At 72.5% G+C, this 20,599-nt stretch carries 16 protein-coding genes; 6 read left to right on the plus strand and 10 right to left on the minus strand.

Annotation, left to right across the window (positions count from 1 at the left end; all coding sequences use genetic code 11):
* Nucleotides 1-31: 31 nt before the first annotated feature.
* From mraY to IQ251_RS07355, 3 genes are read right to left on the minus strand one after another with little or no spacing between them, the layout of a single operon-like run.
* The gene (gene mraY / locus IQ251_RS07345; protein WP_193927707.1) at nt 32-1,108 is read right to left on the minus strand and encodes a phospho-N-acetylmuramoyl-pentapeptide-transferase; all 1,077 of its coding nucleotides are present in this window, start codon (nt 1,106-1,108) and stop codon (nt 32-34) included.
* Nucleotides 1,105-2,568: a UDP-N-acetylmuramoyl-tripeptide--D-alanyl-D-alanine ligase gene (locus IQ251_RS07350; protein ID WP_193927708.1), complete on the minus strand. Its 1,464-nt coding sequence runs from the start codon at nt 2,566-2,568 to the stop codon at nt 1,105-1,107. Before IQ251_RS07350 ends, mraY begins: the two co-directional genes overlap by 4 nt.
* Nucleotides 2,565-4,208 (minus strand): UDP-N-acetylmuramoyl-L-alanyl-D-glutamate--2,6-diaminopimelate ligase, encoded by a 1,644-nt coding sequence (locus IQ251_RS07355; RefSeq protein ID WP_193927739.1) that lies wholly within the window; start codon nt 4,206-4,208, stop codon nt 2,565-2,567. Before IQ251_RS07355 ends, IQ251_RS07350 begins: the two co-directional genes overlap by 4 nt.
* 326 nt (nt 4,209-4,534) lie before the next feature.
* Here IQ251_RS07355 and IQ251_RS07360 point away from each other — a divergent pair, with 326 nt between their 5' ends.
* Nucleotides 4,535-5,002, plus strand: a complete 468-nt coding sequence (locus IQ251_RS07360) for a CHAP domain-containing protein (RefSeq protein WP_193927709.1) — start codon at nt 4,535-4,537, stop codon at nt 5,000-5,002.
* A 227-nt stretch (nt 5,003-5,229) separates the two neighbouring features.
* Here the strand turns inward: IQ251_RS07360 and IQ251_RS07365 are convergent, their stop codons facing one another.
* Nucleotides 5,230-6,942 carry an IlvD/Edd family dehydratase gene (locus tag IQ251_RS07365; protein ID WP_193927710.1) on the minus strand — a complete coding sequence of 571 codons (1,713 nt, stop codon included), beginning with the start codon at nt 6,940-6,942 and terminating at the stop codon, nt 5,230-5,232.
* 190 nt (nt 6,943-7,132) lie between these two features.
* Here IQ251_RS07365 and IQ251_RS07370 point away from each other — a divergent pair, with 190 nt between their 5' ends.
* Nucleotides 7,133-8,485 (plus strand): MFS transporter, encoded by a 1,353-nt coding sequence (locus IQ251_RS07370; RefSeq protein WP_370591249.1) that lies wholly within the window; start codon nt 7,133-7,135, stop codon nt 8,483-8,485.
* Nucleotides 8,486-8,553: 68 nt separating this feature from the next.
* Here IQ251_RS07370 and IQ251_RS07375 read toward each other — a convergent pair whose 3' ends face one another.
* The 4 genes from IQ251_RS07375 to mraZ all read right to left on the minus strand — a co-directional run bounded on the left by IQ251_RS07375 (nt 8,554) and on the right by mraZ (nt 12,996).
* Nucleotides 8,554-10,407: a peptidoglycan D,D-transpeptidase FtsI family protein gene (locus IQ251_RS07375; RefSeq protein ID WP_193927711.1), complete on the minus strand. Its 1,854-nt coding sequence runs from the start codon at nt 10,405-10,407 to the stop codon at nt 8,554-8,556.
* Complete coding sequence (gene ftsL, locus IQ251_RS07380) at nt 10,407-11,195, minus strand: cell division protein FtsL (RefSeq protein WP_193927712.1); 789 nt, start codon at nt 11,193-11,195, stop codon at nt 10,407-10,409. The genes IQ251_RS07375 and ftsL overlap by 1 nt, the downstream gene beginning before the upstream one ends.
* Nucleotides 11,196-11,256: 61 nt before the next feature.
* Complete coding sequence (gene rsmH / locus IQ251_RS07385) at nt 11,257-12,258, minus strand: 16S rRNA (cytosine(1402)-N(4))-methyltransferase RsmH (protein ID WP_193927713.1); 1,002 nt, start codon at nt 12,256-12,258, stop codon at nt 11,257-11,259.
* Between the two features lie 306 nt (nt 12,259-12,564).
* Nucleotides 12,565-12,996 (minus strand): division/cell wall cluster transcriptional repressor MraZ, encoded by a 432-nt coding sequence (gene mraZ / locus IQ251_RS07390; protein ID WP_193927714.1) that lies wholly within the window; start codon nt 12,994-12,996, stop codon nt 12,565-12,567.
* A 570-nt stretch (nt 12,997-13,566) separates the two neighbouring features.
* Between mraZ and IQ251_RS07395 the strand changes: the two genes are divergently transcribed.
* From IQ251_RS07395 to IQ251_RS07405, 3 genes are read left to right on the plus strand one after another with little or no spacing between them, the layout of a single operon-like run.
* The gene (locus IQ251_RS07395) at nt 13,567-14,568 is read left to right on the plus strand and encodes an AAA family ATPase (protein WP_228046339.1); all 1,002 of its coding nucleotides are present in this window, start codon (nt 13,567-13,569) and stop codon (nt 14,566-14,568) included.
* Nucleotides 14,569-14,570: 2 nt separating this feature from the next.
* Nucleotides 14,571-15,815, plus strand: a complete 1,245-nt coding sequence (locus IQ251_RS07400; RefSeq protein ID WP_193927716.1) for a DUF58 domain-containing protein — start codon at nt 14,571-14,573, stop codon at nt 15,813-15,815.
* Nucleotides 15,812-18,079 (plus strand): transglutaminase TgpA family protein, encoded by a 2,268-nt coding sequence (locus IQ251_RS07405; protein ID WP_370591250.1) that lies wholly within the window; start codon nt 15,812-15,814, stop codon nt 18,077-18,079. The genes IQ251_RS07400 and IQ251_RS07405 overlap by 4 nt, the downstream gene beginning before the upstream one ends.
* 147 nt (nt 18,080-18,226) lie before the next feature.
* On the opposite strand, the gene IQ251_RS07410 is transcribed toward IQ251_RS07405, so the two are convergent.
* Entirely contained in the window at nt 18,227-18,655 is a 429-nt protein-coding gene (locus IQ251_RS07410) for an SCO2097 family morphological protein (RefSeq protein ID WP_193927717.1), read from the minus strand.
* A gap of 241 nt (nt 18,656-18,896) precedes the next feature.
* Entirely contained in the window at nt 18,897-19,625 is a 729-nt protein-coding gene (locus IQ251_RS07415; protein ID WP_193927718.1) for a class I SAM-dependent methyltransferase, read from the minus strand.
* Between the two features lie 104 nt (nt 19,626-19,729).
* Here IQ251_RS07415 and IQ251_RS07420 point away from each other — a divergent pair, with 104 nt between their 5' ends.
* The gene (locus IQ251_RS07420) at nt 19,730-20,575 is read left to right on the plus strand and encodes a ParA family protein (RefSeq protein WP_193927719.1); all 846 of its coding nucleotides are present in this window, start codon (nt 19,730-19,732) and stop codon (nt 20,573-20,575) included.
* Nucleotides 20,576-20,599: the final 24 nt, after the last annotated feature.

Genomic DNA, 20,599 nt, shown 5'->3' on the forward strand with positions numbered 1-20,599 from the left:
TCCGACCGCGCTGCTCGCGCGACCCGAGCGCTTACTGGAACTGGTCGGACAGCGCCAACCAGTCGGCGTAGAACAGGCCCACGCCGAACATGCAGGTTATCGCTGCCAGCACCCAGAACCGGATGATCACCGTGGTTTCCGCCCAGCCCGCCAGTTCGAAGTGGTGGTGGAACGGGGCCATGCGGAACAGCCTCCGCCGGGTGGTGCGGAACACGGCGATCTGCATGACCACCGACAGCGCCTCGACCACGAACAGCCCGCCGATCACGATCGCCAGCAGCTCGGTGCGGGTGACCATGGACAGCCCGGCGATGAGCCCGCCGAGCGCCAGCGAACCGGTGTCGCCCATGAAGATCTTCGCGGGTGCCGCGTTCCACCACAGGAAGCCGACGCACGCGGCCATCGCCGCGGCCGCCACCACCGCGATGTCCTCCGGGTCGCGCACCGTGTAGCAGCCGGGCGTGGGCACCACGGTGCAGTCGTTGCGGAACTGCCAGAACGAGATCAGCACGTAGGTGGCCAGCACCATCGACGCGGTGCCCGCGGCCAGGCCGTCCATGCCGTCCGTGAAGTTCACCGCGTTCGACCAGCCGCTGATCGCGACGTAGGCGAAGATCACGAACCCGATCGCGCCGAACGAGATCAGCGAGATGTCCCGGATGAACGACAGGTGCACCGAGGCCGGCGTCACCTGGTTCACGTCCGGGAAGCGCAGCACCAGGATCGCGAACACCACCGCCGCGGCCAGTTGGCCGACCAGCTTGGCGGTCTTGTTCAGCCCCAGGTTGCGCTGCTTGCGGATCTTGATGAAGTCGTCGAAGAAGCCGACGAAGCCCAGCGCGGTGGTCAGGAACAGCACCAGCAGTCCGGATGCGCTCGGTCCGGTCTCGGTGACCGTCAGGTGGGTCACCAAGTACCCGACCCACATCGCCACCAGGATCGCGACACCGCCCATGGTCGGCGTCCCGCGCTTGGCCGAGTGCGACTTCTGCACCTCCTCGCGGATCTCCTGGCCGAAGCCCTGCTTGGAGAAGATCCGGATGAGGTACGGGGTGAACAGGATGGAGACCACCAGCGCGACGGCGGCGGCGACCAGGATCGGCCTCACGCGCGACCAGCCTCCTCGTCCAGCAGGGCCTCGGCGACCCGCCACAAACCGGCGGAGTTCGACGCCTTGGTCAGCACGACATCACCGGGACGCAGCTCGTCACGCAGCAGCGCGACGGCCGCATCGACGTCCGGCACGAGAACCGACTCCTCTCCCCAAGACCCTTCCAGCGAGGCGGCCTGGTGCATCACCCGAGCCCCGTCACCGACCACGACCAGGCGGTCGATGTTCAGCCGCACCGCCAGCCGCCCGATGTCGTCGTGCGCCTGCACGCCGGACTCGCCGAGCTCGGCCATCTCGCCGAGCACCGCCCACGCCCTGCTCGGCCGGCCCCTGGTCATCGAGGCCAGGGTCTTCAGCGCCGCACGCACCGACTCCGGGTTCGCGTTGTACGCGTCGTTGATCACCGTCACCCCGGCGTCGGTCTCCGCGACCTCCATGCGGCGCGCCGACACCCGGCGCACCCCGCTGAGCCGCTCGGCGACCTCATCCACCCCGGCGCCCAGCTCCAGCGCCACGGCGGCGGCGGCCAGCGCGTTGGACACCTGGTGCTCGCCGACCAGCGGCAGGTGCACCGGGGCAGCGCCGCTCGCGGTGGTCAGCGTGAAGGTCGGCCGCGCCTGCTCGTCGACCTGCACCTGCACCGCGCGCACGTCGGCGACCGGGCTCTCACCGACCTGCACCACGCGCGCCGCGGTGCGCTCGGCCATCGGCGCCACCAGCGGGTCGTCGGCGTTGAGCACCGCGAGCCCGTCCGCGGGCAGCGCTTCGACGAGCTCGCCCTTGGCCACGGCCACCGCTTCCTGCGAACCGAACTCACCGACGTGCGCGTGCCCGACGTTGAGCACCACGCCGATCCGCGGCGGCGCGACCCGGCACAGGGCCGCGATGTGCCCCGTCCCGCGGGCGGAGAGCTCCAGCACCAGGTGCCGAGTGCTCTCGTCGGCGCGCAGCACGGTCCACGGGTGGCCGAGCTCGTTGTTGAACGAGCCGGGCGGGGCCACGGTGGGGCCCATCGGTTCCAGCAGCTGGGCGATCAGGTCTTTGGTCGAGGTCTTGCCGGACGAACCGGTCACCCCCACCACGGCCAGGTCGGGCAGCCGGTCCACGACGTGCCGGGCCAGCGCGCCGAGCGCGGTCAGCACCGCGGCGCCCGAACCGTCCGCGTCCCCGGCCAGCGCCATCACGCCGGACCGGTCCGCTGCCGAGACCGGCGGCACGACGACCGCCGGAGCATCCACCTCCCGGGCGGCGAGCACACCCGCCGCACCGTCCGCCGCGGCGCGCGCGGCGAAGTCGTGACCGTCGACCCGTTCGCCCGGCACGGCCACGAACAGCCCACCGGTCTCGATCCGCCGCGAGTCGAATTCGACTCCCGCGCTGACGATCTCCGAGCCTTCCGCACGATGGAGCCTGCCGTGCACCGCTTCCGCGATGTCAGCGAGGCTGAGCCGGATCAACTTGCCTCCTCGTCGCCCTGCCCCCGACGAACACCGGTTTGCCGCGGCTCGCCGAGCCGCCTGCGGAGCGCGGCCGCGAGCTCCTCCCGGTCCGAGAACGGATGCACCACGCCCGCCACCTCCTGTCCTGTTTCATGGCCCTTGCCCGCAACGACGACGATGTCGCCCGGACCGGCCCGACCGACCGCCTCGGCGATCGCCGAGCGCCGGTCGCCGACCTCGACCACGTCCCCGCGCTCGTCGGCGGGCACGTCCCGGGCACCGGCCAGCACGGCCTCGCGGATCCCCGCGGGATCCTCGCTGCGCGGATTGTCGTCGGTGACGATCAGCAGCTGCGCTCGGCGGATGGCCGCCTCGCCCATCAGCGGGCGCTTGGCGACATCCCGGTCACCGCCGCTGCCGAGGACGACGATCACATCGCCGTCCACCTGCGCCCGGGCCGCGTCCAGCACCGCTGCCACCGCCCCGGGTTTGTGCGAATAGTCCACCACAGCGGTGAAATCCTGCCCCAGCGCGACACGCTCCATGCGACCCGGCACGTCGACCTCCGCGAGACCCCGTGCGATCGCGTCCTCGTCGATGCCGGCCGCGTCGAGCATCCCGGCCGCCAGCAGCGCGTTGGCGATGTTGAACGGGCCGGGCAGCCGTAGCCGCAGCTCCAGTTCGCGCCCGCCCGGACCGCCGGCGGTGAACGTCTGCTCCCCGGTCGGGAAGGCGCGCACCTCGGTGGCGGTCCAGTCCGCGGCGCCGGTCGTGGACGCGGTGGTCGCACCACCCGCGGCCAGCCGCTGCCCCCACTCGGTGTCGGTGCACACGACCTCGCGCGCGGCGCGCCCGTCGAACAGCAGCGCCTTGGCCTGGAAGTAGTCCTCCAGGTCGCGGTGGAAGTCCAGGTGGTCCTGGGAGAGGTTGGTGAACCCGCCGACCGCGTAGCGGGTCCCGGAGACGCGGCCCATGGCCAGCGCGTGGCTGGAGACCTCCATCGGCACGTGCGTCACGCCCTGCTCGACCATCACCGCCAGCAGGGCCTGCAGATCCGGCGCCTCGGGCGTGGTGAACGCGCTGTCCAGCCGCTCGCCGGCGACCCGGGTCTCCACCGTGCCGACCAGCCCGGTCGTGCACCCGGCGGCGCGCAGCGCGGACTCCAGCAGGTAGGTGGTGGTCGTCTTGCCGGACGTACCGGTCACGCCGAGCACGGACAGCTGCTGCGAGGGGTCGCCGTAGACGATCGCGGCGGCGCGGCCCAGCACGCCGCGCGGATCGGGGTGCAGCAGGACCGAGACCTTCCCGGACCGCACGGCCGGGTGGTCGGTCAGCCCGGTGCGGTCGATCCCGGCCTGGTCGGTGAGCACCGCGACCGCACCGGCGTCGAGCGCTCGGCCGATGAAGTCCGCGCCGTGCACCCGGGTTCCGGGCAGAGCGGCGAACAGATCACCGGGCAGCACGTGCTGCGCGCGCAGCGTCACCCCGGTCACCGGAGCAAAACCAGCGCTCTGACCAGCAGAAACGACCGGCCGGGCGTCGATGGCACCGGCCAGTTCCTCGATGTCCACCGGCTCGACGCGCTGGGGGCGAGGCGGGGCTGTGGCGACCGCGGAAGGCACGTTGCGACAGGCTACCGGGTGCACCGGGGGCAGCATCTCCATGGTCGGCACTGCGGACGGACCGGCACCGGCTACGTCGTGCGGAGCAGCGCGCGGACCGCCACGCGGAGCCGTGCGCCCTCGCCCACACGCAGCCGCGCGGTGCGGGCCGGCCGCCGCGGGCGATGGCGAGAACTCGCCGGATTCCGGTCGACCGGTCCGCAGGCGTGGATTTCGGACACGGCCCGCTCTAACCTCGCCGATCGGCACCGCAGGCCGCGCACCGGCCGGCTCCCCCCGTTCCACAGCGCCCGGGTCCGCAGCCGCACCCGGGGCCGCACACCCCAGCGCGGCAGACCGCGCGCTCACCCTCGGAGGAACACGTGCGCACTTCGACGACGGCCCGCCTGCTCGGCGGGCTCGTGACCGCCCTCGCCCTCCTGCTGCTACCGCTGGTCGGCCCCGCCTCGGCCGCTCCCTCCGCGGCGGCCCCGGCCGACGGGACGCCGAGCGGTGCGATCGAGTGGTTCCAGCAGCAGTCCGGCGACACCTCTTACGAAGGGCTCTGCGAGATGGCCGTGGAGAACGCCTACGGCACGACCGGCGTCTGGCCCTCGGCGCGGGCGCACTGGGAAGGCGCCCGCAGCGCGGGCAAGGCGCACGAGGGCGACACCGATCCACCGGAAGGCGCCTTCGTCTACTGGGACACCAGCGAGAACGGGCATGTCGGGATCGCCGACGGCTCGGGCGGCTTCTACTCCAGCTCGGTCGGCGGAGCCATCGGGCACGCGGAGAGCCTGTCCTACTTCGGCGGCTACCTGGGGTGGAGCGAACCGCAGGTCCCGGCCTGACCGCAGCCGTTCCCGCGGATACCGCGCCGATATCCGCGGGAACGGGGATTCGCGGCGCATGTCACCGCGCTCACCATTCCCGCGGCGCCACGAGAATTGTTCGTCGAGTTCCCGTCCGCTCCCGCGCACGCGCGGCGAACCGGCCCGCAGCAGTGGGAACCCGCGCATTCCCCGAACAACCGCGCGTTCGGCGGGATTTCCGCGAATGCGGGCAGAACCCGGTGGATTCAGTGCCCGTCGCGGGGGACGTAACTGCCGGAACCGCCCACCAGGAAATCCAGATCCGCTCCCTGATCGGCCTGCAGCACGTGCTCATGATAAAGCCGCGGATATCCGCGCGGATGCGGGTTCGGCGGCGGCTGCCACTCCGCCCGCCGCCGCTGCAGTTCGTCCTCCGGCACGTCCAGGTCGAGCCGGCGCGCCGGAACGTCCAGCCGGATCGGGTCACCGGTGCGCACCAGGGCCAGCGGTCCGCCCGCCGCGGCTTCCGGGCACACGTGCAGCACCACGGTCCCGTAGGCGGTGCCGCTCATCCGGCCGTCCGAGATCCGCACGACATCGTCGATCCCCTGCTCCTGCAGCTTTTTCGGCACCGGAACGTTGGCGACCTCCGGCATGCCGGGATACCCGCGCGGACCGGCGTTGCGCACGACCAGCACCGTGTCCGCGTCCACATCCAGATCGTCGTCCCGGCACACCGCGTAGTACTCGTCCACGTCCTCGAAGACCAGCGCGCGCCCGGTGTGCTGCAGCAGGCGCGGGGACGCGGCGGACTGCTTGACGACCGCACCGTCCGGCGCGAGACTGCCGCGCAGCACGGCGGTTCCGGTTCCCACGGCCTGGAACGGCTCGGCCGCCGAGGTGATGACCGCGCGGTCGTGCACCTCGGCACCCGCGATGTTCTCGGCCATCGACCGCCCGGTGACGGTGACCGTCGAACCGTCGATCAGCTCGCCGAGCTCGGTGAGCACCGCGGGAAGCCCGCCCGCGTAGCAGAAGTCCTCCATCAGGTGCTCACCGCTGGGCATGAGGTTGACCAGCGTCGGGACGTCCCGCGTGTAGCGGTCGAAATCGTCCACGTCCAGCTCGACGCCCAGCCGCTTCGCGATGGCGATGAGGTGCACGACGGCGTTGGTGGACCCGCCGATCGCGGCGTTGGCCCGGATCGCGTTCCGGAAGGCCGCCGGGGTGAGCAGGTCGGAGGGTTTGAGGTCCTCGTCGACCATCTGCACGATCCGCCGCCCGGTGCGCTGCGCGGCGACGGAGCGGCGCGCGTCGACCGCGGGCCAGGACGCCGCGTACGGCAGCTGCATGCCGAGCGCCTCCACGATGCAGGCCATGGTCGACGCGGTGCCCATCGTCATGCAGTGCCCGGCGGACCGGGACATGCACCCCTCGATGACGTGGCACTCCTGCTCGGTGATCCGCCCGGCGACGAGATCGGCTTCGGCCTGCCACACCGCGGTTCCCGAGCCGATGTCCCGCCCGCGGTGCTTGCCGTTGAGCATGGGTCCGCCGGTGAGCATGATCGCGGGGAGGTCCACACTGGACGCTGCCATCAGCAGCCCGGGTGTGGTCTTGTCGCAGCCGGACAGCAGCACGACCGCGTCCAGCGGGTTGGCCCGGATCGTCTCCTCGGCCTGCATGGCCAGCAGATTGCGGTAGAGCATGGCGGTGGGGCGCACCAGCGTCTCACCCAGCGCCATGTTCGGGAATTCCAGCGGGAATCCGCCCGCCTGCCACACCCCGCGCTTGACCGACTCGGCGATCCGCTGCTGATGGGCGTTGCACGGCGCGAGCTCGGACCAGGTGGTCGCGATGCCGATGACCGGGCGCCCGTCGAAGACCTCGTCGTCGTGCCCCTGGTTGCGCAGCCAGGAGCGGGCGGTCATCCCCGCTCGACCACGTGCCCCGAACCAGTTCGCGCTGCGTCGCGTCACCCTCGGTCCCCCTCGTCGTCGAGCCGGTGGCCGCCGACGTAACCAGCACCTTTCGGCCAGGCGCAATAGGCCGGCCGGGGGGCGGGCCAGGCGGGGCGCACCGTTGACGGCCGATCACCGCGGTCCTACAGTCGTGCCGCTCGACGAACACTGTCCGGAATACCGAACACCACCTCATCGGGGAGGCACGGTGCACGCGGACGAGCAGACGTCGCACGACCCGGCCCTGACCGGCGCCATCCGCAAGGTGATGACCCGGTTGATCCCGTTCCTGCTGCTGATGTACGTGATCGCGTTCCTGGATCGGGTCAACATCGGCTTCGCCAAGGACGAGTTCCAGCTGCACACCGGCATTTCGGAAGCCGCGTACGCGCTCGGCGCCGGGATGTTCTTCATCGGCTACGCGCTGTTCGAGGTACCCAGCAACCTGGTCCTGCAGCGGGTCGGCGCCCGCTGGTGGATGTGCCGGATCATGGTGACCTGGGGGCTGATCTCGGCGGCCATGGCGCTGGTGAACTCGGAAGGCGTGTTCTACCTGCTGCGGTTCCTGCTCGGCGCCGCCGAAGCCGGGTTCTTCCCGGGCGTCATCCTCTACATCACCTACTGGGTCCCGCACGCCTACCGGGCCCGGTGCAACGCGCTGTTCTACCTCGGCATCCCGCTCGCCTCCGTGCTCGGCGGTCCGCTGTCCGGCCTGCTGCTGGAACTGGACGGGGTGGCCGGGATCCTCGGCTGGCAGTGGATGTTCGCGGTCGAGGGCCTGATCGCCTGCGTCGTCGGCGTGTGGGCGCTGTTCCACCTGGACGACCGGCCCGCCGACGCCACCTGGCTGACCGCAGCCCAACGCACCGCGCTGCAGTCCGCTGTGGACAGTGAAGCGGCGGTGACCGCCCGGCACAGCCCGCGCGGTCTACTGACCTCGCTGCTGGATGGCAAAGTGCTGTACTTCAGCCTGGTGTACTTCCTGATCCAGTGCGCGGTGTACGGGATGACCTTCTACCTGCCGACGCAGGTCGCGGCCGCGGTCGGCCGGGATGTCGGGGTGCTGGTCGGACTGGTGACCGCGGTGCCGTGGGCGATCGCGCTGCTGGCCAACATCGCGGTGTCCGTCGGCGCGGACCGGGTGAACCAGGCGCGGCGCAGCTTCGTCGCCGCGGGCAGCGTGGTGGTCGGCTCCGCGGGTATCGCCGCGTCCGCGGTGTTCGCGAACCCGGTGCTGGCCATCGGCGGGCTCTCAGTGGCGGCGGCGGGCTACATCTCCGTCCAGCCGGTGTTCTGGACCTTCCCCGCCGCCTACCTGACCGGCACGGCGGCCGCGGTCGGCATCGGCCTGATCAACTCGCTGGGCAACCTCGGCGGTTTCGTCGCCCCGATCGCCAAGAACTGGGTGGAGGAAACCACCGGCTCCCCGGCCGCAGGCTTGTTCCTCCTCGCGGCCTGCGGCCTCGGCGCCGGACTCCTGCTGCTGGTCGTGGCCCGCTTCCGAGCCCCGGCGGAAACCCCGGAAGCGGCAGCCCGGACCCGGACGCCCGAAGCCGGATAGGACCCGTCCCCGGGCCGCACCCCGATCGACCCGTACCGCCGCACGCCTCGGGAGGCATCGACAACCCCCTACTCGGGCTGGAGCACCTGGACCGGGGCCGGCTCGTGGGACAACGGGATCTGGAAGCGCTGGGTCAGGAACGACGCGATGTCGTGGAACAACGGCGCGGCCGAGGACGCCTCGGGCGTCCCGGCGGTGGGCGCGTCGAGCATGAGACCGACCACGAACCGCGGATCCTCGGCCGGCACCATCCCGGCGAAAGTGATCCAGTAGTCCGAGTTGCTGTAGCAGCCGCAGGACGGGTCGATCTGCTGCGCCGTCCCGGTCTTGCCGGAGACCTGGTACCCCTCCAGAGCCGCGTCCGAGCCGGTGCCCTCCTGGTCGGGCGCGTCCTGCACGACGCCGCGCAGCATGTCCCGCACCGTGCGGGCGGACTCCGGACTCACCACGCGGACGCCCTCCGGTTCCGGGCGCTCGGTCCGCTGCCCGTCCGGCCCCACCTCGGCGGAGACCACCCGGGGCGGGACGCGCACGCCGTCGTTGGCGATCGCCTGGTACATCCCGGCCATCTGCAGCACGGTCATCGACAGCCCCTGCCCGATCGGCAGGTTCGCGAACGTCGATCCGGACCACTCGGCGCGCGGTGGGAACGAGCCGGGGCTCTCCCCGCCGAGCTCGATACCGGTGCGCTGGCCGAGGCCGAATTTGCGCGCCGTATCGGCGAACCGCTGCTCACCGAGCTGCTGCGCGACCATCAGCGTGCCGACGTTGGAGGATTTGCCGAGCACACCGGTGAACGTCAGCGGGATCGTGCCGTGCTGCCAGGCATCGCCGACGGTCCGGTCGGCGACTTCGATGTTGCCCGGGACCTGCAGCACCTGCTCCGGTTGCACCACGTTGTGCTCGATCGCCGCGGCCGCCGTGACCAGCTTGTTCACCGATCCCGGCTCGAACGGCGTGGTCACCGCGGCGTTGCCGAGGTTGCTGCTCCACTCGGCGCGCGGATCGAAGCTCTTATCGTTGGCCAGCGCGTAGGTCTCCCCGGTCTTGGCGTCCAGCACCACGGCGCTGGCGCTGGTGGCACCCGCCCGCTGCGCGTAGTCGGCGAGCTTGCGCTGCACCATGTACTGCAGGTCGGAATCGATGGTCAGCTCCACGTCCGACCCGGGCACCGCGGGTTCGAGTTCCCGTTCGCTGCCCGGGATGACCAGGCTGGGACTGCCCATGGCGGTGTCGGACACCTTGACCCCGTGCTTGCCGCTGAGCGCCTCGTCCATCGAGCTCTCCAGGCCCATGACGCCCTGGATCTCCTGCTCGTCCATCCGCCAGTTCGCCGCACCGACGATGTTCGAGGCGACGTCGCCCGCCGGGTACTCCCGGGTGGCCCGGTACTCCGAACCGATCTGCGGGTACTTCTCGCTGATCACCCGCGCCTGACTCGGGTCGATCTCCGGCCCGAAGTAGGTGAACGACTGGTCGGAGAACAGCGCGTCGAGCGCTTCCCGCTCGCTGATGGCATTCCCGACGGTCTGGTGCACGAACCGGGCCATCTCCCGCTTGTACCGGTCCGGTTCCGGCTTGCTCGGGTCCTCGGCGCGCGCTTCGGCCAGTTCCTCGGTCAGCATCCGCGGGTTGGCGTAGAGCTGGCGCGCCTCGGTGCTGAACGCGAGCGCGTTGCCCGCCCGGTCCACCACGGACCCCCGCTCGGCGGGCACGGTGTCCCGGCTGACGCGCTGCTTCTCGGACTGCCCGGACAGGGCGCTGGCCTCGAATCCCTGCACGTGCACCAGCTTCGCGCCGGCCACGATCAGGCACATCACGAGCACCACCCGGCCGACGAGCAGCCTGCGGTTGCTGCCCGCCGCGTCCGTGCGTGCGCCGCGCCGCCGAGAGTTGACCAGCCGCTTCGACGTGCGGGGCATCAGCGTGCTGCCTGCCCGCGGTCCGCGCTGGCCTGCCGGGCCGGGTCATCGGAGCTGCCGGCGTGTTCCGGAGAACCCGCGTCGTCCCCGGGAGTTCCCGGGCGGTCCGCGGTTCCGGGGGCGTTGCCGGCCTGCGGGTGCTGCCCGCCCGGCTCCGCCGGGTTCTCCGCGGGCGGCGCGGGCGGCGGCGCCGGAGCCTGAGCCTCCTCGGGCTCGCCGACGACCTCCACCTCGCCGCCGGGCTGCACCACGAGGTGCGCCGGGGCGGGGCCGGGCACCATGCCGAGCTCCTGGGTCACCCGGCGTTCCAGCGCAGGAGTGGAGTTCATGGTGCTCACGTCCCGCATGAGCTCCTCGCGGCGTTCGTTGAGGGTGTTGATGGTCTGCTCACCCTGCTGCAGCTGGTAGCTGTTGCTGACCGCGGCGATCGCCAGCCACAGGGTCGCGGCCAGGCCGATGGCCAGCACTGCCATCACGACCACGACCTGCGGCAACCGGGCCGAGGAGACCCGCTCCTGCAGCTTGGTCTTCTGCTTGGCACCGCTGGGTCGCTTGGCCGGGGCAGCGGTGCGCCGGGCCGGCGGCTCGCGCAGCGAACGGTCCCGGCGGTCGTCGCGCCGCGCGTAGGCGCGGTCGGCGGCCGCCGACCGGCCGCGCGGGGTGGTCGCGCGCTTGTCCGCGCCCTTGCGCTCCGGAGCCGCCTTCTTCTGCTGCGTGCCGGTCGCGTTCTTGGCCCGGTCGGTGCTGCCCGCGCGCGAGCCCGACTTGGTCCGTGCCGGTGCTGTCATCTCGCCTCCAGTGCCTCGCAGGTCGGCCCGTCCGGGCAGGGCGATCGGTTCGGTCGGGTGGTCACGGGTCCTCCGCCGCGATGCGTTCTGCGGCCCGCAGCCGCACCGAAGCGGCTCGCGGATTGGCCGCCTTCTCCTGCTCCTCGGCCGGTTCGGCCCCTCGGGTCAGCAGTCGGAACCGCGGCCCGTGGCCGGGCAGTTCCACCGGGAGGTCCACGGGGGTCCGGGATTTCGCGCGCTCGGCGAGCTCCCGCTTGACCAGCCGGTCCTCCAGCGAGTGGTAGGACAGCACCGCGATCCGCCCGCCGACCGCGAGCGCGTCCAGCGCGGCGGGGACTGCGCGGGCCAGCACGTCCAGCTCGGCATTCACCTCGATGCGCAGCGCCTGGAAGGTGCGCTTGGCCGGATGCCCGCCAGTGCGCCTGCTCGCCGCGGGCACCGCGTCGTAGAGCAGCTGCACCAGGCGCGCGCTGCCGGTGAACGGTTCGCGCTCGCGTTCCCGGACGATCGCCGCGGCGATCTTGGCCGCGAACTTCTCCTCGCCGTAGGTCTTGAGTACCCGGGTGAGCTCCCCGGCCGAGTAGGTATTGAGCACCTCGGCCGCCGTGCGCCGCGCTCCCGGATCCATCCGCATGTCCAGCGGAGCGTCGTGGGCGTAGGAGAAACCGCGCTCCACCTCGTCCAGCTGCAGCGAGGAGACGCCCAGATCGAACAGGAAACCGTCCACTGCGGACGCTCCCACCGCCGCCAGCGCCGCATCGACGTCGTCGTAGACGGCGTGCACCAACCGCACCCGGTCGCCGAACGGCTCCAGGCGCCGCCCGGCCAACCGCAGCGCTTCCGGATCGCGGTCCAGCCCGACCAGGGTCAGCTGCGGGTGCGCGGTCAGCAGCGCCTCCGCGTGCCCGCCCATGCCCAGGGTCGCGTCCACGACCACCGCAGGACCGCCGGACAACGCGGGCGCCAGCAGTTCCAGCGTGCGCTCGCGCAGCACCGGCACGTGCCGGTCGGCGGCCGACCGCGCGCCGGCTTCGGCGCCGCGGTCGTGGCTGGCTCCGGTCACGGCGCCCCTCCTCCCACATGTGCGGCGGTTCCCGGAGACCGAGCCGCCGATGCGACCCACGCCGTCCCGGAGCCCGCTGCTCCCTGCACGGTTGTTGCGATTCCGGTACTGCGGATCGTCCGGAACCGGCGCTGTCGGCCGGATACCGTCAGGTCCCCGCCCGCCCGTCGCTTCCTGGCGCCGGGGAAGGTGCACCAGGCGTGCGATAGCCGAGCGGACCGAGGGCCTCACGGAACCCGATCGCCGCGGTGGTCGCGGTTGCGGACCGGGAAGACCCGCGTGCGGCGCGTGCGCGCCGGTGGGGTGTCAGAACACCCCGGGCAACACCTCCTCCCGGGCCTGCGCGTACGACTCCTCGTGCTCGTCGAGGTAGCGCTGCCAGCGCTCGGCGTTCCAGACTTCGAGCCGGTTGATCGCGCCGATCACCACGCACTCCTTGTCCAACCCGGCGTACTTGCGCAGTTCGGCCGCGATGGAGATGCGGCCCTGCCCGTCCGGCTGCTGCTCATCGGTACCGGCGAACAGGTAGCGCTGGTAGGCGCGGACCGATTCGTTGGTGAACGGGGCTTCGGCGACCTTGCGGGCCATCTGCTCGAACTCGTCCCGCGGGAACACGTACAGGCAGTGGTCCTGCCCCTTGGTGACCATCAACCCCCCTGCGAGTGCTTCCCGGAACTTCGCCGGCAGCGCCAACCGCCCCTTGTCGTCCAGCTTGGGGTGATGGGTACCGAGGAACATCGGTCCACCTCCCCCTCAGCCGCCGCACCCCGCGGACCACCCGGTGGCACGGCGCGCACGCCGATTCCCCTGCCACCAGCGGCGAACCGCCCGCACTCCACCGGACGCCCGCCCGAAACCGCGTCACCGGGGCAGTGCCTCCCCGGGATGGGCTGTCCGGCGGATCCGACCGCTTCGAAGGGCCTGCCAGAGCTGCTTCCGAATGAGCTGCCTTCAAACAAGCTGCGGGACCCCCGTTTGCCCCACAGTTCCCCACAGTACCCCACCTGCCACCACCGTCAACACGGATCACACCCGTACCCCCCGCACGACTGACGCCGTTTACGCTGGTGAGCACGTTGCACACGGGGTGGGGGACGTGGTGCCCGCCGAGCCCGGCGGAGCGCGCCGATCTCGCCGTTATGCTCGGGCCCCGGCCCCGGACCCCGCACGGCAGGCGACGCGTGGGGGGAAGTGGGGGACGTCGGACTCGGACGCGCGCAGCACGCCGTGTCGCGCCGCGGTGTCGGCCAGCAGTCCGGTGCGGGTACGCAGCAACATGCAGGAGGTCGCGTGACGCCCGAAGTCCAGCTGTCCGACGCGTCGTCGGCGGGTGGCGACGACACCCGGCCGCCCGGGGTCGACGCGTTGCACAGCACGATCCAGCGCATCACCGCCAACATCGAGCAGGTGCTCGTCGGCAAACCGGAGGTCGTGCGCGTCGCCCTGATCACACTGCTGTCCGAAGGGCACCTGCTGCTGGAGGACGTACCGGGTGTCGGCAAGACCTCGCTGGCCAAGGCGCTGGCCCGGTCGATCGACTGCAGCGTGAGCCGCATCCAGTTCACCCCGGACCTGCTGCCCAGCGACATCACCGGCGTCTCGGTCTACAACCGGCGCGCGGAGAACTTCGAGTTCCGCTCCGGACCGGTCTTCGCCAACATCGTGGTGGGCGACGAGATCAACCGCGCGTCCCCGAAGACCCAGTCGGCACTGCTGGAGTGCATGGAAGAGCACCAGGTCACAGTGGACGGCGAGACCTACCGGCTGCGCGAGCCCTTCATGGTGATCGCCACGCAGAACCCGGTCGAGATGGAAGGCACCTACGCGCTGCCCGAGGCCCAGCGCGACCGGTTCAGCGCGCGGGTGTCCATCGGCTACCCCGACGCGGCCGCCGAGCTGGAGATGGTCGCCGAACACGCGGTGCAGACCCCACTGCAGGAGTTGCAGCCGGTCACCGACGCCACCGAGGTCGCCGCGCTGCAGCGGGCGGTGCAGCAGGTGCACCTGTCCCGCGATCTGCGCCGCTACGCCGTGGACCTGGTCACCGCCACCCGCCAGCTGCCCGAACTGCGCCTCGGCGCCTCCCCGCGCTCCACGCTGCAGCTGGTGCGGGCCGGGCGCGCGCAGGCGGCCATCGCCGGGCGGAACTTCGTGGTGCCCGACGACGTGCGCAGCGTCGCCGTCCCGGTCCTGGCGCACCGGCTCGTGCTCACCAGCGAGGCGCGTGCCGCGCGCCGGTCCACGGCGGACCTGGTCAAGCAACTGCTGACCCGCGTCCCGGTACCGCGCGGCGAGGACGAACGGGACTGACGATGCTCGGCGGCCTGACCATCCGCGGACGCTGCCTGCTGGCCGCCGGCGCCGCGGCGGCGATCTGCGCGCTCGTCCTCGACGAGCGGGACCTGTTGCGCGTGGCGGCGTTCGCCACCGCTCTCCCGCTGCTGGCACTGGGGATGTCCGCACGCGCCCGACTCGGCGTCGACGCGCGTCGCGAGGTCTCCCCGCCGCGCCTTCCCGCCGGGGAGCGCACGACGGTCCGGCTGCACCTGTCCGCCCGCGGCAGGCTGCCTGCGGGCGGTCTCGCGCTGGAGGACGGCCTGCCGCATTCGTTGGGCAGGCGCCCGAAGTTCCGCCTCGAAACGGTCAACCGGACCGCACCCCCGGTGCTGGAATACCCGGTCGTCGCGCGGATGCGCGGCATCCACCGCATCGGCCCGCTGCGCACCCGGGTCGACGATCCGCTCGGGCTGTCCGAGTTCGATCGGGAACTCGCCGGGACCAGCAGGCTCGTCGTCGTCCCGCGCGTGGTCGAACTGTCCGGTCTGCCGGTCGGTTCCGGGCTCGGCACCGGGGAGGACGGCAGCGCGCGGCTGCGCTCCGGGCACGGCGAAGACGACACCATGGTCCGGCAGTACCGGCACGGGGACGACATCCGGCGCGTGCACTGGAAGACCACGGCGCGCCGGGACGAGCTGATGGTGCGCGCCGAGGAACGCCCCTGGCACGGCGGGGTCACCGTGCTGCTGGACCGCCGCTCGGCCGCGCACCGCGGAACCGGGCCGCACGCCAGCCTGGAATGGGCGGTGTCGGCCGCGGCCAGCATCTACCTGCACGTGCGCCGGCAGGGCCGTCCCGCGCACCTGGTCACCGAGGACGGCGCGCGGTTGGCCTCGCCCGCCGCCGAACCGGACACCGTGCTGGACTCGCTGGCGGCGCTGCGCAGCAGCACCCACCGCGATCTGGTCTGCCACAGCGATCCGGGCGACGGGCAGGAACTGGTCGCGGTCCTCGGGGAGATCACCACCGCAGCCGTGCGCGAACTGACCGCGCTGCGCCCGGAGGGGAGCACGAGCCTGGCGCTGCTGCTGGACACCCGCGCATGGGCGGGCCTGCCGGTCGGCGGCCCCGGGCCGGACACCGCAGCACAGCGGTTGCGCGCCGCCGGCTGGTCCGTGGTGGTGGTCCCCGGTGAACAGGCCTCGGTCGCCGCGATGTGGCAGCAGCTGTGCGACGAACCCGCCGTCCCCGCGGCCCGCGTACCGGAGAACGAACTGTGAGCACTTCGCCCTCGATGCCCGTCGACGTCCCGGTGCTGCGCGCCGCGGCAGCAGCGGTGGCCGTGCTGGGCGCGGGCACCGCGTTCGCGGGGGTGCTCGCCGACGGGCGCTGGTTCCCGCCCGCGCTGCTGACCGTGCTGGTGATCGCCGCCACCGGTGCGGCGGGCCGGTCGATCGGCCGCGGCCGGACGACCGGTCGGCGCGGGATCGCCCTGCAGCGCGCGGCGGTGGTACTCGCCCAGCTCGCCGCGCTGGCCGCGGTGCTCACCGCGCTGTTCGCCGGTTCCGGCGTGCTCGGCTTCCTGCCCGGACCCGCGGCGCTGGCCGAACTCGGCAGGCTGCTGGCCGGGGCGGTGGATCTCGTCCGCACCGGAACTCCCCCGGTGGCCGCCGAACCCGCGCTGCAGTGCCTGGTGTGCGTGGGCCTGGGCGTGGTGGCCGTGATCGTGGACCTGGTGGCCGCCGCGCTGGCGAGCCCGGCCGCGACCGGCCTGGTGCTGCTGTGCGTGTTCGCGATCCCGGCGTCGCTGGCCCGCGAGATGCTGCCGTGGTGGAGCTTCCTGGCCGGAGCGGCGGGTTTCGCGCTGCTGCTGAGCACCGGCGGCCCGCACCGCCGATGGCAGCGCAGGGAGCCCGGAGGCCGGGTGCTGCGCGGGCTGTTCAGCGGAGCCGGTGCCGCACTGGCCGCCACCGCGGGGGTTCTCGCACTGCTCAGCGGGGTGGTGTTCACCGGGGTCGGGACCGAAGGGCGGCTGCCCGGTTCGGCCGGAGAACGGCTCGCCGGCGGCACCGAGGGGATCGGCCTGCAGCCGTTCACTTCGCTGCGCGGGCAGCTCAACCGCGATCGGGTCGTGGACCTGTTCCGGGTGCGCGGGCTGGAGCAGGAGACCTACCTGCGGGCGATGACGCTGCGCAAGTTCGACCCGGAGAAGGGCTGGGCGCTGGACGGGCTCACCCAGGGCGTGCAGGCCGACGACGAACTGCCGCTGCCGGAGGGGACGACCGTCGCCGGGGGCCCGTCCACGGACGTGGAGATCGAACCGCTCGGCTACCGCGATCCGTGGCTGCCGGTGTTCGGCACCCCGACCGCGGTCGGCGGGATCGGCCCGGCGTGGCGCTACGACCCGGCGGCGGGCATCGTGTTTACCCAGTCCGATCAGGACAGCGCGAAGTACACCCAGCGGTTCTTCCTCGCCCAGCCCAGCCCGCAGGACCTGCGGGAAGCGGGCGGTCCGGCGGCGATCGCGCCCGAGTACTTCGAAACCCGCGGTATCCCACCCCAGGTGGCCGACCTCGCCAAGCGGGTCACCGCCGACGCCCCCACCGACTTCGACAAGGCCGCCGCGCTGAACCGGTTCTTCACCGACCCGGCGAACGGATTCCGCTACGACCTGAGCACCGCACCGGCCACCGATCAGGACGCGCTGACCGACTTCCTGTTCCACGGCAAGCGCGGGTTCTGCGAGCAGTACGCCTCGTCGATGGCGATCATGCTGCGTTCGGTCGGGGTTCCGGCGCGCGTGTCGGTCGGCTTCACCCCGGGCTACCGGGACGGCGCGGACCGGGTGATCACCACGGAGGACGCGCACGCCTGGGTGGAGGCGTACTTCCCGGGCTGGGGCTGGCAGACGTTCGATCCGACCCCGCTGGACGACGGGCGCGCGGCGCTGCCGGAGTTCCTGGAGGACGGGCAGCCCGCCCCGGATCCGCAGCCCGGCGAGCCGCTGCCGCCGGAACCCTCCGGGCAGGCCCCGCCGCCGGACCCGCAGGAACCGGCTCCGGAACCCGTCGAGCAGGAACCGCCGCGGGACGACCGCGAACAGGAATCCGCGGTGTGGCCGGGAGTTGTGGCCGGCTCGGTGCTCCTGCTGGCGGTGCTGGCCACCCCGGCGACGGCCCGCGAACTGCGCCGCAGACAGCTGCTGCGCGCGGTGGCGGCCGGCGGGCGCGGGTCGGCGAGCACGGCCTGGCGGCTGTTGCTGGACGAGTACCGGGACCGCGGCTGGGACCCTGCTCCGTCGGAGACGGCCCGGATGATCAGCGACTCCGCGGTGGAACGCTTCGGCTTGGACGACGCGGGCGCCGAAGCGGTGGCCGCGGTGCGCACCGCGGCGGAACGCGAGTGGTACGGGGCTCCGGAGGACGGGGATCCGCAGGAGCTCGCGGCGACGGTGCGCCGGGCGCTGGAGGGCCTGGACCGGACCGCTCCCCGCGATCTGCGGGCGCGGGTGCTGCCCCGCTCGCTGCGCCACCTCGATTCCTGACCGCAGCGGCCGCCGCGCCCGTGCGGGGGCGGAGGTCGCTGCACGGATCCGCTGCGGCCGCGGGGCCAGAGCGCATGCCGACGCCCCGGCCGTCCGTGGACGACCGGGGCGTCGAGGGCCTTCGAACCGCGCGGGCGCGGTCCCGGCTCACTGGTCGAAGCGCTTGCGGAACCGCTCTTCCATGCGCTGGGACAGCGAGCCCTTCGGGCGGTTCTGCGGTGGGCTCTTCTTCCTGCGGGGTTCGGCTCGCCCGGATTCGCCCTCCGGTTGCTCCTGACCGTCCTCCGCGCCACCGCCGCGCAGCGCGGACAGACCGATCACTGCTCCGCCGAACATCACGAGGAAGCCGACTACGCTCACCACCGGGATCTCGGCCACGCTGACCGGAATCACCGACACACCGAGAACCAGCAGCGCCAATCCGAGCACGAACACGGCGACGCCCTGCAGGCCGCGCCGCCGGGACGGGCGCTGGAAGCGCCCCCCGCGCACTGTGGAAGCGAACTTGGGGTCTTCGGCATAGAGCGCGCGCTCGATCTGCTCGAGCTGTCGCTGCTCGTGCTCGGAGAGTGGCATGACTCCTCCTCCGGCACAGGTCTCAGTGGCGCCGGAGCCCCCGGATCTCGCACGTCTCCAGGGTCGAACCGGCGAACGCTTGTGGGCGTCACCATCAGGATACGGTTCCGGCGGGCGGACGACTACCCGGTCCCGGCACGAGAACGTGCGGTGTTGACGACATCATCCCGTCGGGGCAACACCCAGGTGAATTCAACACCAGCGGTCATCACGTTCCCCGTTCCGGACGACGCAGCGTCGATCAGGCCACTCGGCCGAGTGCGTGGAGACGCGTAGCGATGTCACGCATCGGTGCCTGCTGCGAAGCCAGCCGCTCCAGCTCGTCCAGCGCCGCGGCCGCTCCGGGATCGTTGTCCAGCACCGGCCCCGGAACCAACTCGGTGAGCACGTCGTGCCCCTGCACCAGCTCGACGGACACGCCCGCCCCGACCAGCAGCTCGCGCAGCGACCCGGTGTCGAACCGCCGCCGCAGCGGGTCGGCCTGCTCGGCCAGCCTGCCGTCCGGCGCGCGGAACAGCTCCAGCGACTCACCCACCCGGCCGGCCAGCGCCCGGGCCAGCACCGCGGCGAAGCGGTTGGTGACCAACAGCGACACCGCCCCACCCGGCGCGGCCGCGGACACCATTCCGGCCAGCGAGCCCGCCGCGTCGTCCACGACCTCCAGCAGGCCGTGCGCGAGCACGAGGTCCGCGCCCCCGTCCGGGGCGTGCTCGGCCAGCGCATCGGTGTCGGCCTGGCGCGCGTGCACCCGCTCGGCGACGCCGGCCTCGTCCGCGCGGCGCTGCAGGATCGCCAGCGCGTCCGCACTCGGGTCGACGACGGTCACCTCGCAGCCCGCGGCCGCCAGCGGGACCGCCCAGACCCCGCTGCCACCGCCCACGTCGAGCGCCTGCGGCCATCGGCCGCCGCGGCGCTGCTGCGCGGCGGCGAGTTCGGCTTCCAGCACCTCTCGGACGGCCTCGGATCTCATGGTGAGCAGCGTAAGGGGTGGGCAGCACCGGCGCGGCGATCGGGAGGGCGCCGGTTCGCAGATCGGCACTCCTGCCCGCGCGATCGATTCCGTAAGCTGCAGGCGTGCAGACCGTGGCAGTGCTGAGTCTCAAAGGTGGCGTGGGCAAGACGACCGTCGTGCTCGGTCTCGCATCGGCGGCGATGCGCCGCGGGGTCCGGACGCTGGTGGTCGACCTCGATCCGCAGTGCAACGCGACCGCGTGCCTGGAACCGGGCGACACCGACAAGGGCCTGAGCGATGTGCTGGCCAATCCCCGGGCGTCCGTGCTCCGCCAAGCCGTCTCCCCCAGCTCGTGGGGGGAGGACGTGGACGTGCTGGTCGGCTCCGAGGACGCCGAGGTGCACAACGGGGGCCGCGCCGACGAGCGGCACCTGGCCAAGCTGGACCGGGCACTCGCCGAGATCGACGCGCTGGTCGCCGAGGGCGAGCTGCCCTACCGGCTGGTGCTGCTGGACTGCCCGCCGTCGCTGGGCAAGCTGACCCGTTCGGCGCTGGTGGCCGCCGACCGCGCGCTGCTGGTGACCGAGCCGACGATCTTCGCGGTCTCCGGGGTGCAACGCGCGTTCGAAGCCGTGCAGGCCGAACGGGAGGAGCACAACCCGGACCTGCAGCCGCTGGGCGTGATCGTGAACCGGATGCGCCCCCGCTCGCACGAGCACCAGTTCCGCATCGAGGAGCTGCGCGAGATCTTCGGCCCGCTGGTGATGCCGGTCGCGCTGCCGGACCGCCTCGCGGTGCAGCAGGCCCAGGGCGCGTGCCTGCCGATCCACCAGTGGGGGACGCCGGGAGCGCGCGAAGTCGCCCTCGCCTTCAACCTGCTGCTCGCCCGGGCGTTGCGCGCGGGGCGCGCCCAGCGCCCGGAGGACGCCGACGAGGACGAGCTCGACGACCTCGACGACGAGGAGTGAGCCCGGCGAGGTGGTGAGCCCGAC

It is taken from the genome of Saccharopolyspora montiporae (assembly GCF_015209505.1).
Classification (GTDB): domain Bacteria; phylum Actinomycetota; class Actinomycetes; order Mycobacteriales; family Pseudonocardiaceae; genus Saccharopolyspora; species Saccharopolyspora montiporae.